This is a genomic window from Phycicoccus sp. M110.8 (genome assembly GCF_032464895.1).
In the GTDB taxonomy this organism is placed as follows: Bacteria; Actinomycetota; Actinomycetes; order Actinomycetales; family Dermatophilaceae; genus Pedococcus.
On sequence record NZ_JAWDIC010000001.1, the window covers coordinates 23,784 to 37,536 of the forward strand.

The window sequence follows — 13,753 nt, forward strand, 5'->3', positions numbered from 1 at the left end:
TCAGCCGGCCGCTGCCCGCACCTCCACCGCCGCGTAGTTCCACTGGTCGCCGGTGGGTGCGCTGTCGGCGACGGTGACGAGGGAGAGGCCGGCCGCGGGTGCGCTCGGGGACTGCACCCAGAAGGTGTCACCGACGCTCGTCACCACGTCCTGGTGCTGGAGGACCTGTCCCGACACGGGGGTGCGGGCGACCGCGTTGTCCCAGTCGTTGCCCACGGCGAAGACCCAGGACCCGCGCGCGACCCCCGGCAGGTAGATGGAGGGTGCGCCGGACGGTGCACCGGCAGCCCCGGCCACACCCGTGCCGGCGGCGCCCTTGAACGCAAGGACCGTGAGCGCGCCCGCGTACCCGCCCCGCGCCGGGGTGGCGCTCACCGACGCCGCCGACAGCGTGCCGGTCGGGTGGGCGGTCCAGACCTCCGCGTCGCCGGACTGGGTGTTGGCGCGCTTCACCAGGGTCCACACCAGACCTGCGCCGGACACCGTCGCGCTCTGCTGGCCGGCGCCGGCTGGGCCGTCGAGGCCGACGAACGCGACGAGGGTGTCGCCCGCGCTCGCCGTGGTCAGCCCCGTCGCGGTCAGTGTGCCGGTGCCCTGCACGCTGCTGCGGCCGTCCACGGCCACCAGCTGGGGCGGCGGGGCCGTGTTGTCGACGGTCACGGTCACCGGGCCGGACGTCGCCGTGTTGCCGGACGTGTCGACGGCACGCGCCGTGACGGTGTGGCTGCCGGAGGACGCCTTCGTGCTGTCCCAGGTCGTCATGAAGGGGGCAGCCGTGTCCGCGGCCCCGACCGCGACCCCGTCCACCAGGAAGGTCACCGACGCGACGGCGACGTTGTCGGCTGCGGTGGCCGCCAGGACCGTGGCGCCGCTGATCGTGGACCCGGCCGCCGGGTCGGTCACCGACACCGTGGGCCTGGTGGTGTCGGCCGGCGGCGGAGACGTGGTGGAGGCGAGCACCTCGACGGCGGCGAGGTTCCACTGGTCGTTGGTGGGTGCCGTCGTGCCGAGGGTCACCGAGGTCCCGCTCGCGGACGTCGGCGCGCTGGTGGACTGCGACCAGAAGGTGTTGCCGACCGAGGTGTCCACCCACTGGTGGCGCATGGTCTGGCTCGTGGCCAGCGTGCGCCCGACCGCCCCGTCCCAGTCGTTCCCGACCCCGAAGAGCCACGACCCGGCCCGCGTCGTCGTCAGGGAGGCCGTCGCCGCGCCGGTCGTGGCGCTGCGGGCGACCCCGGTCCCGACGCCGGCCGAGCCGTCGAAGGCCAGGAGGGTGAGGGACGCGTGGTACGCCCCGCCCGCTGGTGTGGCGGTGGCCGACACCGACGTCGTGGCCGAGGGGACCACGGCCTTCCAGACCTCGGCGACCCCTGCGGAGGTGTTGGCCCGGCGCACGAGGTACCAGGTCAGGCCGCTGCCACTGACCGTGGTCGTCTCGGGGTCGCCGGCCGGCCCGTCGGAGGCGACGAGGGCCAGCGCGAGGTTGCCGCCCTTGAGGCCGGTGAGCGTCGCGGTGCGGGCCCCGGCGCCGTCGCTGTATGCCGTGCCGGCGACGGCCAGCGGGAGGCTGGACGGCGGCGGTGCCACGTTCGAGACGTCCACTGCGGCCACGGGGCTGGTGCCGACGCGTCCGAGCGTGTCGGTGACCCGCGCCGCGACCCAGTGCGACCCGTCGACGACCGACGCCGAGTTCCACGTGTAGGTCCAGCCGGTGCTGCCGGCGACCGCCGGTCCGACCACGGTGCCGTCGACGACGAACTCGACCTTCGCCGGCGTGGTGAGCGGCGTGGTGGCACGCAGCACCACCTGGCCACGCACGGTCGCGCCCTCGGTCGGGGCGGCGAGGGACACCGGTGGTGGCGTCGTGTCCGGGTGCCGCACCTCGCCCGCCGTCACCGTCGAGCCCTGGATCGTGACCTTGACGTCGGTCTCGTTGTTGGCCTCGTCAGCCTCGACGAAGTCGTTGTTCGGGTCGGTGACCGCCTTGAACCAGTACGTGCCGTCCGGGACCCCGTCGATGGGGATGGCCTGGCCCGGGTCGCGGTAGTCGTACTCGTCCGCCCCGCCGACGGACAGGCCACGCAGGCCGCTGGGGTCCGTGCAGCTGCTGCGGGTGCCGACGAACGTGCCCGAGTGCTCGACCGTGGAGCTGTAGATGTACGAGTCGTCGATGCAGAACCCCACCTTCGGGGACAGGGCCACGGCGGCACCGACACCTCCGGTTGCCGACACCCGGTAGAGGCCGAAGCTGGCCAGCGGGAAGTGGAAGTGGCCGTGCTCGGCGTGGTACACGAAGACGTCCGGGACGCGGTACTGCCCGACCTGGCTCCAGGTGCCGTTGGCGTCGTGCGTGAAGACCTCCTGGGTCCCCCGGTACCCGCCGGTGGACTGGACGTAGGTCGGCTGGACCTCGAGCGGCCCGGGACCGGCGTCGTAGACGAGGTGGGTGTACCGGAACTCCTTGCCGGTCGTCGTGGTGACGACGCTGAAGGCATCGGTCGGGATGATGGTCTGCAGGTCCGGGAGGTGGACGGTGCCGGCGGGCGCTGCGACACCGGGGCCCGGCGTCAGGGTCACCAGCGCCGCGGCGAGGGACGCGGTAGCCGTGGCAGCGACGAGGAGTCGGGGACGGGGACGGGTCGGACGCGCCATGGTGGACCTCAGTCGACGGGCCTGGAGGCAACGAGTTGGGGACGGACGTGTCTCCCGACATCGCACGGTAAGTCAACGCATCCGCCCGCAACTCCATCCGAAGGATGAGCTCCAACCTGCGCGTTCGCGCCGCCTCGGGCCTCGGACCCGCCGCGTCAGTCCTGTGGCGCGGCTCCTCCCGACGGGGGTGCGGCGACCGGGCGCCCGACTGTGAGGGCGGACTGCATCGGCTGCGGCAGGGCGCCCAACTGCTCGTCCGGCTCGGCGCCCAGCCCGTCGAGGACCGTGGCGAAGAAGCACCGGGCCGCCACGGCCGCCACGACCAGGAAGATCTCGCGGTCGTCCAGGCCGAGGTCCTGCAGCCGGAGCACCTCGGACCGGTCCACGGTCGACGGGTCGCGGGCGAGGTGCCGGGCGAGCTCCATGAGAGCCGTGTCGACCTCGTCGACGGGAACCGGCTCGTCCGGGGCGCCCGCGAGCCCCGCGACCTCGTCCGGCGTGTGGAACAGGTCGGCGAGGAACTTGCCGTGGGCCAGGGAGCAGTAGCTCGACCCGCGGGCCTGCGCGGCCGCCAGCGTCACCAGCTCGAACCGGCGGCGGTCGAGGTTCCGCCGGATCGAGCCGACCAGCTGGCGCCAGGCGCCCATCACCGCCGGCTCGTGGCTGAACAGCTCCGCGTAGTTGGGCAGGTACCCCCACGAGGCACGCTCGTCGGCATACATCGCGGCCACCCGCGGGTCAGACTCCCCCGCCGCCGCTGGGTCGATGAAGGACATGGCGGTCCACCTCCGCGAGCAAGCATGCCCGTCGTCCCGCCGCCGGGGCTCGGCCCTACGACGGAGGCAGCGCCGGGCCGCCCCCCGACGCTCTCGGGCGCTCACCGGTGCTCACCGGCGACGTCCGGGGGTCGGCCTCAGCGGTCCTGCGGGGCCCGCACCGGCTCGTGGCCGAGGGCCGAGGCCGTGTCGAGCCGCGTGCGCTGCCTGCCGTCGGCGTCGAAGTTGCCGGCGTCGAGCCAGCGCCCGAGCTCGGCCCGCAGCGCCGGCCACTCCTCGCCGGTGATCGAGTACCAGTCCGTGTCGCGGTTGCGGCCGCGGTAGACGACGGCGTTGCGGAAGGTGCCCTCGTAGGAGAAGCCCAGCCGCCCCGCGGCCCGGCGTGACGGCGCGTTCGTGGAGTCGCACTTCCACTCGTACCGGCGGTACCCGAGGTCGTCGAAGGCGTGGCGCATCATGAGGTACATCGCCTCGGTGGCAGCGGTGGTGCGCTGCAGGGCGTCGGACAGCACGATGCCCCCGACCTCGACCGAGCCGTTCGCGGGGTCGATCCGCAGGTAGCTGGCGATGCCGCGGGCTGTCCCGTCCGCGTCGAGCACCGCCAGCGGGACCGAGGTCGGCGACGCGTCGAGCGAGGCCACCCACGCGGCCATGGCCGGCTCGTCCGAGAGCGGCCCCTGCGGGTAGTACGCCCAGGTGGAGGGGTGGCTCTGCAGGTCCAGGGCCCGGTGCAGCCCCTCGGTGTGGCGCGCCGCCGGCTCGAGGCGGCAGGTGCGGCCCGTGAGCGTCACGGGCTCCACCGGGGGACGCGGGACCCAGCCGGGAACCGGCCGCCCGACCGGCTGCCCGAACTCGTTGGTGTGGCCGAACTCGTTGGTGTGGCCGGAGCCCTCGGTGGGGTGGCCGGAGCCCTCGGTGGGGTGGCCGGAGCCAGGGCCCGCGTCGGGGGTGGCGGTCGCCGCGGCGGGCCCGTCGGGACGGGCGCCGGCAGTGTCGGGTCGGGTCGGCACGGGCGGGAGGCTATCGCCCGGCCGGGACCTCGTGCGGGACGACCGCCCGGGCCCGGCGCTCCCGTGCCCGGGCCGAGGTCCCGATGCCGCCGACGACCGCCACGACGGCCCCGACCACGGCCACGGCGACGAAGCCGGTGGACCACCCGCGGTGGTCGATGGCGAACCCCGCCACCGGCGCGCCGAGCGCCATGCCGGCGGTCATGAACGAGCCGTGCCACCCCATGGCCTCGCCCCGTGCGGCCGACGGCACGACGCGGCTGACCTGGTCGACGGTGGCGGTGATCGTCGGCGCGCAGAAGAGGCCGGCGACGAAGCCGAGCACCCCCAGCGACACCGGGCCGCCGCCGAAGGCCATGGGTGCGGTGACGAGCGCCAGGGCGCCCAGCAGCCAGAAGGCGGAGACCGACCGGTGCAGTCCGCCGTAGACGAGGCCGCCGAGCAGCGAGCCGAAGCCCCACAGGGCCAGCACCCAGCCGATCGAGGACTGGGCGTCGAAGTCGCGCAGCGCCGCGACGATCCCGATGTCGGTGCCACCGAGCACGAACGTCGTGGCAGCGGCGCCGAGGCACACGACGACGAAGGCCGGGCGGAACCACTGTCCCCGCGTGACGGGCGCCGGCGCGGCCCCGTCGACCTCGTCCTCGTCGGGCGCCTCGCGCAGCACGGGGTCTGCGAACCACAGCAGCACGCCCGCAGCCACGCCCAGCATCTCGATGGCGAACAGCACCCAGTCGGTGGACCACACGGTGGCGGCCCACACCCCGGCCGCCGGGCCGATCATGAACGACAGCTCCACGGCCACGGAGTCGAGCGAGATCGCCGTGCGCCGGTCGTCCTCCGGCACGGCGGCGATGATGGCCTGCCGGATGATCGAGAACGACGGGATGACGAACAGACCGGCCAGCGCCGCCAGCGCCATGAGCAGCCAGTAGCCCACGAAGGGCGCCACCGACCAGCACACCGCGGCGACGACGATCGACGGGACGACCACGCGACGCAGCCCGTGCCGGTCGAGCAGCCGGCCACGCCACGGACCGCTGATCGCGATCGCCACGGTGGCCGCCGCCGACACCAGCCCGGCTGCGCCGTACGACCGGTGCAGGTGGCTCACGACGTGCAGGGTGATGACGACGCCTCCGGCGAAGATCGGCATCCGCACCAGGAACCCGAGGACCAGCGCCCGGCGCAGGGCGGGGACGACCAGGACTCGGCGGTAGCGGGTGAGCACCACCCCACTGTCCCAGCCGCCACCGACACCGATCAACGCGATTTCACTCCTGACACGGACGTGCCGCGCCGCCCCGGATGCGCCCCCTCCCGGGCGGAGGGAGGGTGGAGACGCTGCTCGTGCCCAGACGGACGACGACAGACGCACCCCACGACAAACGAAGGAGCAGCCATGACGGACCAGCAGACCCGCCGGGAGTCGATCCCGACCGCCCCCAGCGAGGAGGCGCGGCTCGGCTCGACCACCGACACCGGCGCCCCGGCGCCCAGCGACCGCAACAGCCTCACCATCGGCCCGGACGGCCCGATCGTCCTGCACGACGTGCACTTCCTCAACCAGATGGCGCACTTCAACCGCGAACGCATCCCCGAGCGCAACGTCCACGCCAAGGGGTCGGGCGCCTTCGGGACGTTCGAGTGCACCGAGGACGTCTCGGCATACACCAAGGCGGCGCTGTTCCAGCAGGGCAGCACCGTCGAGATGCTGGCCCGCTTCTCCACCGTCGCCGGCGAGCAGGGCTCGCCCGACACCTGGCGCGACCCGCGCGGGTTCGCGCTGAAGTTCTACACGCCCGAGGGCAACTACGACCTCGTCGGCAACAACACCCCGGTCTTCTTCATCCGCGACACCATGAAGTTCCCGCACTTCATCCGCAGCCAGAAGCGCCGCGGCGGCTCGGGCCTGCGGGACAACCACATGCAGTGGGACTTCTGGAGCCTCAACCCCGAGTCGGCGCACCAGGTCACCTACCTCATGGGCGACCGCGGCATCCCGCGCTCGTTCCGCCACATGAACGGCTACGGGTCGCACACCTACATGTGGGTCAACGCGGCCGGCGAGAAGTCGTGGGTCAAGTACCACTTCCACAGCGACCAGGGCGTGCAGGGCCTGACCGGCGACGAGGCGGCCGTGGTCGCCGGGCAGGACGCCGACTTCCACCGCCGCGACCTCTACGAGGCGATCGAGCGGGGTGAGTTCCCGAGCTGGACCCTGTCGGTCCAGGTGATGCCGTACGAGGACGCGAAGACGTACCACCTCAACCCGTTCGACCTCACCAAGGTCTGGCCGCACTCGGACTACCCGCTCATCAAGGTCGGCACGATGACCCTGAACCGGAACCCGGAGAACTTCTTCGCCGAGGTCGAGCAGGCGGCCTTCGAGCCGTCGGCGCTCGTGCCGGGCATCGGCTTCTCGCCCGACAAGATGCTGCTCGGGCGGGCGTTCGCGTATGCCGACACGCACCGGTACCGCATCGGCCCGAACTACCACCAGCTCCCGGTGAACCGGCCCAAGGCGGTGGCCGAGCTCAACACCTACGTCCAGGACGGGCCGATGGCCTACGACCACCACGGCGACCAGCCCGTCTACGCGCCCAACAGCGAGGGGCGCGGCTACGCCGACCAGGTCGGCGAGGCCGAGGAGAGCTGGGAGTCCGACGGCGCGATGGTGCGCCAGGCGTACACGCTCCGCGAGGACGACGACGACTTCGGCCAGGCCGGCACGCTGGTGCGCGAGGTGTGGGACGACGCCCAGCGCGAGCAGTTCGTGAAGACCGTCGCCGGGCACCTGCTCGGCGGGGTGCGCAGCCCCGTGCTCGATCGGGCGATCGAGTACTGGAAGAACGTCGACGCCGACACCGGCAAGCAGATCGAGGAGGCGGTGCGGGCCGGCCACGGCGGCACCAACCCCGGCGGCGAGGCGGACGACGCCAAGGACCTGCACGAGCCGGTGGTCGAGTCCCGCACGCAGGCGGGCAGCTAGCGAGAGCCGGTATGCCGCGTGCCCCGGTGCCGGGGCACGCGGCATACGCTCGCCCGGTGACGATCTACCACCTGGCCGAGCCAGAGCACTGGGAGCGGGCGCAGGAGACGGGTGTCTACACCGCGTCCACCCGCGGCCGGACCTTCGAGGACGAGGGGTTCATCCACTGCTCGTCCGCGGAGCAGTGGCCGGTCGTGCGGCGGTCGTTCTACGCCGACGTCACGACCCCGCTGCTGCTGCTCGAGGTCGACGAGTCGCTGCTGGCGGAGCCGCCGGTGCTCGAGGTCGGCAACCCGCAGACCGGCGAGACGTTCCCCCACCTGTACCGGCCGCTCCCGGTGTCGGCCGTCGTCGGCGTCACCGAGCTGATGCCGCCCCACGACGCTCGGGACTGACTCCCCCGCCGGGCGTCAGCGGATCGAGAACGCGAGCCCGTCGATCCGGGCGCGGACCTCGCCGTCGGTGGCCAGGCGCTCCCCCACGGCCGTCGCCACTGCCTGCACCTGCTCGGCGGTCAGGCCCGGGCTGAGCTCGAGCGAGACGCGCAGGACACCCTGACCGGGGTCGCCGGCGGACAGCTCGTGGGCGAGCACGTCGGGCTGCTCGCGGACCGCCGCCGCGACCGCGCGGGCGACGACGTCGTCCTCGTGGGCCGGCACCCAGTCGCGCTGCTGGGCGAGCGCCCACACCATCGACGGGCGCAGGGCCACGGTGCTGGGACCGGCCACGTCGACGACCATGACGTCGCAGCGCTCGGACACGGCGGCCTGCGCCGCCCGTGCCGCCGTGACCGGGACGGGCCGCGCGGCGGCGTCCCAGGCCGCCAGCGAGGCCATCGACGTGAAGACCGGCAGCGCGCGGGTGCCGTCCGGCGCGACGAGCGTGACGGCAGCCATGTCGGTCTGCTTCTCGACCGCCAAGGCGCCGGAGTCGTCGACCTCGGCGGGCTCGGCGACCACCGGCACCAGCAGCCGCGCCGCGGCGACCGCCGACACGAGGGCGGCCTCGTCGCCGGGGTGCCGCAGGGCAGCCGCCAGCGCCGGGTCCGCGGATCCGGTGTCGCCGTCGAAGCCCGTCCCGGTCAGCTCGCGGCCGCCGAACGGGATGCCGGCCGAGTCGGCACGCCCGCCGCCGAGGTCCGCGGGACCGCCGTCCGCGTGGTCCGCCGGCCCGGTCACGGGCGCCCCGCCACGTCGAGGGCGTCGGGCAGCGTGAACGCGCCCCGGTACAGCGCGGAGCCGACGATGGCGCCCTCGACGCCGAGCGGCACCAGCTCGCGGATCGCCGCGACGTCCTCGAGCGTGGACACTCCCCCGGATGCCACGACCGGGCGCTCCGTGCGGGCGCAGACGTCGCGGAGCAGGTCGAGGTTGGGACCCTTGAGCATCCCGTCCTTGTTGACGTCGGTGACGACGTAGCGGGCGCAGCCCTCGGCGTCGAGCCGGGCCAGCGTCTCCCACAGGTCGCCGCCGTCCTTGGTCCAGCCCCGCGCCGCGAGCGTCGTGCCGCGGACGTCGAGGCCCACCGCGACGCGGTCACCGTGCTCGGCGATCGCCGCCGCCGTCCACTCGGGGTCCTCCAGGGCGGCGGTGCCCAGGTTGACCCGGCGGCAGCCGCTCGCCAGAGCCGCCTCCAGCGACGCGGCGTCACGGATGCCGCCGCTCATCTCGACCTTGATGTCGAGCCGGCCGACGATGTCGGCCAGCAGCTCGCGGTTGGAGCCCCGGCCGAAGGCGGCGTCGAGGTCGACCAGGTGCAGCCACTCGGCCCCCTGCTCCTGCCAGGCGAGGGCCGCCTCCCACGGGTCGCCGAACTCGCCCCCGCTGCCGGCGACGCCCTGCACGAGCTGGACGGCTCGGCCACCCTGCACGTCGACGGCGGGCAGCAGCTCGAGACGGGGGGTCTGGCTCATGGGAAGGCTCTCTCCTCGGGGATCGGTGTCGGTGTCGGTGTCGGCGCGGTCGGGTGGTGTCACAGCGAGCGCACCCAGTTCTCCAGCAGCGCCAGGCCGGCGTCACCGGACTTCTCGGGGTGGAACTGCGTCGCCGACAGCGGGCCGTTCTCGACGGCGGCGACGAACCGCCCACCGTGCTCGGCCCACGTCACGGTCGGCGTCATCACGGCCATGGGCCCGTGCGGGTCGGGCATCACCCAGTCCTGCACCGCGTAGGAGTGGACGAAGTAGAACCGCTCGCCCTCGATCCCGGCGAACAGCCGCGACCCGGCGCCGGGCTCGACCGTCGACCAGCCCATGTGCGGGACCACGTCGGCCTTCAGCCGCTCGACCCGCCCGGGCCACTCACCCATGCCGTCCGCGACCGAGCCGCCGGGTTCGTCGGACCCCTCGAAGAGGACCTGCATGCCCACGCACACCCCGAGGACCGGGCGGCCGCCGGACAGCCGGGTCTCGATGACGCGGGGTCCGTCCGCGGCACGCAGCCCGGCCATGCACGCGTGGAAGTTCCCCACCCCGGGCACGAGCAGGCCGTCGGCCTCCTGGGCCAGGGTGCGGTCCCCCGTCAGCTCCACCTGCGCGCCGACGTGCTCCAGCGCGCGGACGGCGGAGCGGACGTTGCCGCTGCCGTAGTCGAAGACGACCACTCGGGCCATCAGCTGTCCTCCAGTTCCCTGTGGTGGCGGGCGATCTCGGCCATCCGGCGCTCGAACCGGGCGACCGCCTGGGCCGTGGGTGCGACGACCTGCCCGCGCAGGCCGACGTGCGGGCCGATGAGGTCCGCCCCGGGCAGGCCGAGCACGGTCAGCAGGTCGGTGAGCAGGCGCTGGGCGTCCCCCGAGCGGTCGCGCACGACGGCGGCGACCTGCCGGGCCGCGGCCGGGTGCCCGGCGGCTGCCGCGAGCTCCCGCGGCCCCGCCTGCTGGAGCTCGCGGGTCCGCACCGGACCACGGCCGGGCTCCCAGAGCAGCCAGCGGGGCGAGTCGCGCAGCCCTCGGGCGCGGACGACCACCGCGGCGCGGTGGTCGGCCACGACGAAGCCGAGGGCGGGACGCAGGCGCCGCGGCAGCGGACGGCCCACGAGGACCGAGGCGGCACCGTCGTACGGCGCCTGCGCCCGGGACGCGGGCTCCACGGGGACGACAGCGGTCCACGACGTCAGCGGGACGAGCTGGCAGGCCACGAGACCCCCGCGCACCCACCTCGTCACGGCGGGCGGCTCGGCCCGCACCAGGAGCAGCCCGCGCATCTCCTGCGCCGGCTGCCACCGCTCGTTCACGTGGAGAGGCTGCCCTTCGCGCTGGGGACGCCGACCACGCGGGGGTCGCGCGCCACGGCGGCCCGCAGCGCCCTCGCCACGGCCTTGAACTGCGCCTCCACGATGTGGTGCGGGTCGCGGCCGGAGAGCACCCGAACGTGCAGGGCGATCCCTGCCCGGCCGGCGAACGACTCCCAGACGTGGCGGGTCATCGAGCCGGTGAAGTGGCCGCCGATGAGGGCGTACTGCTGCCCCTCGGGCTCGCCGGTGTGGACGACGTACGGCCGCCCCGCCACGTCGACGACGGCCTGGCACAGCGCCTCGTCGAGCGGCACGGTGGCGTCACCGAAGCGCGCGATCCCGCTCTTGTCGCCCAGCGCCTCGCGCAGGGCGTCGCCGAGCACGATCGCGACGTCCTCGACCGTGTGGTGCACGTCGACGTCGACGTCGCCGGTCGCCTTGACCCGCAGGTCGAGCAGGGAGTGCTTGGCCAGCGAGGCCAGCATGTGGTCGTAGAAGCGGACGCCGGTGTCGACGTCCGCCTGGCCCGTGCCGTCGAGGTTGAGCTCGAGCTCGACGCTGGACTCCGAGGTCGTCCTGCTCAGTGCCGCCGTGCGGTCCCCTGCGGTCACCGCGTGCTCCCGTCGTCCGTCCCGAAACCGTCCTGACCGACGACCTGCGCCATCGCGGCGAGGAACGCGTCGGTCTCGGCCGGGGTCCCGGCCGTGACACGAAGATAGTGCGGGATGCCCACGTCCCGGACCAGCACACCCCGGTCGAGCAGCGCCTGCCACGTCGCGCGGGCGTCGGCGAGGCCGCCGAAGAGCACGAAGTTCGCGTCGCTCGGCACCGGCTCGAGCCCCAGTCCGGTCAGGCCCTCGACCATCCGGTCGCGCTCGTGCTTGATCGCCTCCACCGTCGCCAGCATGGTGTCGGCGTGGTGCAGGGCCGCCAGCGCGACCGCCTGGGTCGGCGAGGACAGGTGGTACGGCAGACGCACCAGGCGCAGCGCGTCGACGAACGCCGGGTCCGCGGCGAGGTAGCCCAGCCGGCCGCCGGCGAACGCGAAGGCCTTGCTCATCGTGCGCGTCACGACCAGCCGCGGCCGGCCCTCGAGCAGCCCGAGGGCGCTCGGCGTCCCCGGCCGGGCGAACTCGGCATACGCCTCGTCGACGACGACCACCGCACGCTGGGCGGCGTCGTACACGCGCTCGACCACGTCGAGCCCCAGCGCCGTGCCGGTGGGGTTGTTGGGCGAGCAGAGGAAGACGAGGTGCGGGTCGTGCGCGCCCACCTGCTCCACCGCCGACTCGGCCGTGAGGTCGAACGCCTGGGTGCTCCCCTGCCCGCGCAGGCCGTCGACCCACGTCGTGCCGACGGAGCGGCTGATGATCGGGTGCATGGAGTACGCGGGGGTGAAGCCCAGCGCCGTGCGTCCCGGTCCGCCGAACGCGAGGACGACGTGCTGGAGGACCTCGTTGGAACCGTTGCCGGCCCACACCTGCGCCGGGTCCACCGCGGTGCCGGTGGTGCGGGTCAGGTATGCCGCGAGCTCGGTGCGCAGCGCCGTGAACTCCCGGTCGGGGTACCGGTTGAGGTCGGGCGCCACTGCGGCGACCGCGGACGTGATCTCGGCGACCACCTCGGGCGGCACCGGGTAGGAGCTCTCGTTGGTGTTGAGCCGGACCGGGACCTCGAGCTGGGGCGCGCCGTAGGGCGTGCTGCCGCGCAGGTCCTCGCGCAGCAGCTCCTGCAGGCCGGTCACGACCGGTCGCCGAACCGGGCCGAGACCGCCTCGCCGTGGGCGGGCAGGTCCTCGGCCTGGGCGAGCACCACGACCCGGTCAGCCACCTCGCGCAGGGCCTCCTCGTCGTAGGAGATCACCTGGACCGAGCGCAGGAACGACGTCACGGACAGTCCGCTGCTGTGGCAGGCGCACCCGCCCGTGGGCAGGACGTGGTTGGACCCGGCGAGGTAGTCGCCGAGGCTCACCGGCGAGAAGGGGCCCACGAAGACGGCACCCGCGTTGCGGATGCGGCGGCTGGCGGCCTGCGCGTCGGCGACCTGCAGCTCGAGGTGCTCGGCGCCGTAGGCGTTGACGACGGCGAGGCCCGCGTCGAGGTCGTCGACGAGGACGACACCCGACTGCTGCCCGGAGAGCGCCTCGGTGACGCGGCCGGAGTGCTTGGTGGCGGCCGCGCGACGCTCGACCTCGGCCACGACGGCCTCGGCCAGGGCGGCGCTCGGGGTCACGAGGACCGACGCGGCCTGCGGGTCGTGCTCGGCCTGCGACACCAGATCGGACGCGACGTGCACGGGGTCGGCGCTGTCATCGGCGAGGACGGCGATCTCGGTCGGGCCGGCCTCGGAGTCGATGCCGATGACGCCCTTGAGGTAGCGCTTGGCCGCCGCGACATAGATGTTGCCGGGGCCGGTGACGAGGCTGACCGGCTCGCAGGAGTCCTCGCCGTCGGTGAAGCCGAACGCGAAGGCGGCCACCGCCTGGGCGCCGCCCACGGCATACACCTCCTCGACCCCGAGGAGCGCGCACGCGGCGAGCACGGTCGGGTGGGGGTAGCCCTCGAAGACGCCGGTGTTCTCGCGCTGCGGCGGGCTTGCCACCGCCAGCGACCCGACCCCCGCGACCTGCGCCGGGACGACGTTCATGACGACGCTGGACGGGTAGACCGCGCGGCCACCCGGCACGTACAGCCCGACCCGGTCGACCGGCAGCCAGCGGTTCTCCACGCGACCGCCCGCGACGACGTCGACGGTGGTCTCGGCGGGGCGCTGGCGCTCGTGCACCTGTCGGGTGCGGCGGACCGCCTCCTCCAGCGCCTCGCGCACCTGGGGGTCGAGCTGCTCGAGGGCAGCCGCGAGCACCTCGGCGGGGACGCGCAGGCGGGGCGGCCGGACGCCGTCGAACCGCTGGCCGAGGTCGTAGAGCGCCTCGGCACCGCGATGGCGCACGTCCTCGCACAGCGGCCGCACCGTCTCGACGGCGGCCGCCACGTCGAAGTCCGCCCGCGGCAGGAGGTCCCGCAGCTCGCGGGCTCCCAGCGCGCGTCCGCGCAGGTCGATCGTGGCCATCATGACCACGATTCTACGGAG

13 protein-coding genes are annotated in these 13,753 nt (G+C 74.1%); 2 read left to right on the forward strand and 11 right to left on the reverse strand.

Annotated features, from left to right (window positions below):
* From RKE38_RS00125 to RKE38_RS00140, 4 genes are all read right to left on the reverse strand, one after another.
* Positions 1 to 2,652, reverse strand: a complete 2,652-nt coding sequence (locus RKE38_RS00125) for an Ig-like domain-containing protein (RefSeq protein ID WP_316005438.1) — start codon at positions 2,650 to 2,652, stop codon at positions 1 to 3.
* Between the two features lie 155 nt (positions 2,653 to 2,807).
* On the reverse strand, positions 2,808 to 3,428 hold the full coding sequence (locus RKE38_RS00130) for a carboxymuconolactone decarboxylase family protein (protein ID WP_316005439.1): 621 nt from the start codon (positions 3,426 to 3,428) through the stop codon (positions 2,808 to 2,810).
* A 137-nt stretch (positions 3,429 to 3,565) separates the two neighbouring features.
* On the reverse strand, positions 3,566 to 4,438 hold the full coding sequence (locus tag RKE38_RS00135; RefSeq protein WP_316005440.1) for a GNAT family protein: 873 nt from the start codon (positions 4,436 to 4,438) through the stop codon (positions 3,566 to 3,568).
* A gap of 10 nt (positions 4,439 to 4,448) precedes the next feature.
* Positions 4,449 to 5,669: an MFS transporter gene (locus RKE38_RS00140; protein WP_316005441.1), complete on the reverse strand. Its 1,221-nt coding sequence runs from the start codon at positions 5,667 to 5,669 to the stop codon at positions 4,449 to 4,451.
* A 171-nt stretch (positions 5,670 to 5,840) separates the two neighbouring features.
* Between RKE38_RS00140 and RKE38_RS00145 the strand changes: the two genes are divergently transcribed.
* On the forward strand, positions 5,841 to 7,430 hold the full coding sequence (locus RKE38_RS00145) for a catalase (protein WP_316005442.1): 1,590 nt from the start codon (positions 5,841 to 5,843) through the stop codon (positions 7,428 to 7,430).
* Positions 7,431 to 7,486: 56 nt separating this feature from the next.
* Positions 7,487 to 7,825 carry a DUF952 domain-containing protein gene (locus RKE38_RS00150; RefSeq protein ID WP_316005443.1) on the forward strand — a complete coding sequence of 113 codons (339 nt, stop codon included), beginning with the start codon at positions 7,487 to 7,489 and terminating at the stop codon, positions 7,823 to 7,825.
* A 15-nt stretch (positions 7,826 to 7,840) separates the two neighbouring features.
* Here RKE38_RS00150 and RKE38_RS00155 read toward each other — a convergent pair whose 3' ends face one another.
* From RKE38_RS00155 to hisD, 7 genes are read right to left on the reverse strand one after another with little or no spacing between them, the layout of a single operon-like run.
* On the reverse strand, positions 7,841 to 8,608 hold the full coding sequence (locus RKE38_RS00155; protein ID WP_316005444.1) for an SseB family protein: 768 nt from the start codon (positions 8,606 to 8,608) through the stop codon (positions 7,841 to 7,843).
* Positions 8,605 to 9,342 (reverse strand): bifunctional 1-(5-phosphoribosyl)-5-((5-phosphoribosylamino)methylideneamino)imidazole-4-carboxamide isomerase/phosphoribosylanthranilate isomerase PriA, encoded by a 738-nt coding sequence (gene priA / locus RKE38_RS00160; protein ID WP_316005445.1) that lies wholly within the window; start codon positions 9,340 to 9,342, stop codon positions 8,605 to 8,607. The genes RKE38_RS00155 and priA overlap by 4 nt, the downstream gene beginning before the upstream one ends.
* 59 nt (positions 9,343 to 9,401) lie before the next feature.
* On the reverse strand, positions 9,402 to 10,040 hold the full coding sequence (gene hisH, locus RKE38_RS00165) for an imidazole glycerol phosphate synthase subunit HisH (RefSeq protein ID WP_316005446.1): 639 nt from the start codon (positions 10,038 to 10,040) through the stop codon (positions 9,402 to 9,404).
* Entirely contained in the window at positions 10,040 to 10,663 is a 624-nt protein-coding gene (locus RKE38_RS00170) for a hypothetical protein (RefSeq protein WP_316005447.1), read from the reverse strand. The genes hisH and RKE38_RS00170 overlap by 1 nt, the downstream gene beginning before the upstream one ends.
* Positions 10,660 to 11,274 carry an imidazoleglycerol-phosphate dehydratase HisB gene (gene hisB, locus RKE38_RS00175; protein ID WP_310157844.1) on the reverse strand — a complete coding sequence of 205 codons (615 nt, stop codon included), beginning with the start codon at positions 11,272 to 11,274 and terminating at the stop codon, positions 10,660 to 10,662. Before hisB ends, RKE38_RS00170 begins: the two co-directional genes overlap by 4 nt.
* Complete coding sequence (locus RKE38_RS00180) at positions 11,271 to 12,407, reverse strand: histidinol-phosphate transaminase (protein ID WP_316005448.1); 1,137 nt, start codon at positions 12,405 to 12,407, stop codon at positions 11,271 to 11,273. Before RKE38_RS00180 ends, hisB begins: the two co-directional genes overlap by 4 nt.
* Entirely contained in the window at positions 12,404 to 13,735 is a 1,332-nt protein-coding gene (hisD, locus tag RKE38_RS00185) for a histidinol dehydrogenase (RefSeq protein ID WP_316005449.1), read from the reverse strand. The genes RKE38_RS00180 and hisD overlap by 4 nt, the downstream gene beginning before the upstream one ends.
* Positions 13,736 to 13,753: the final 18 nt, after the last annotated feature.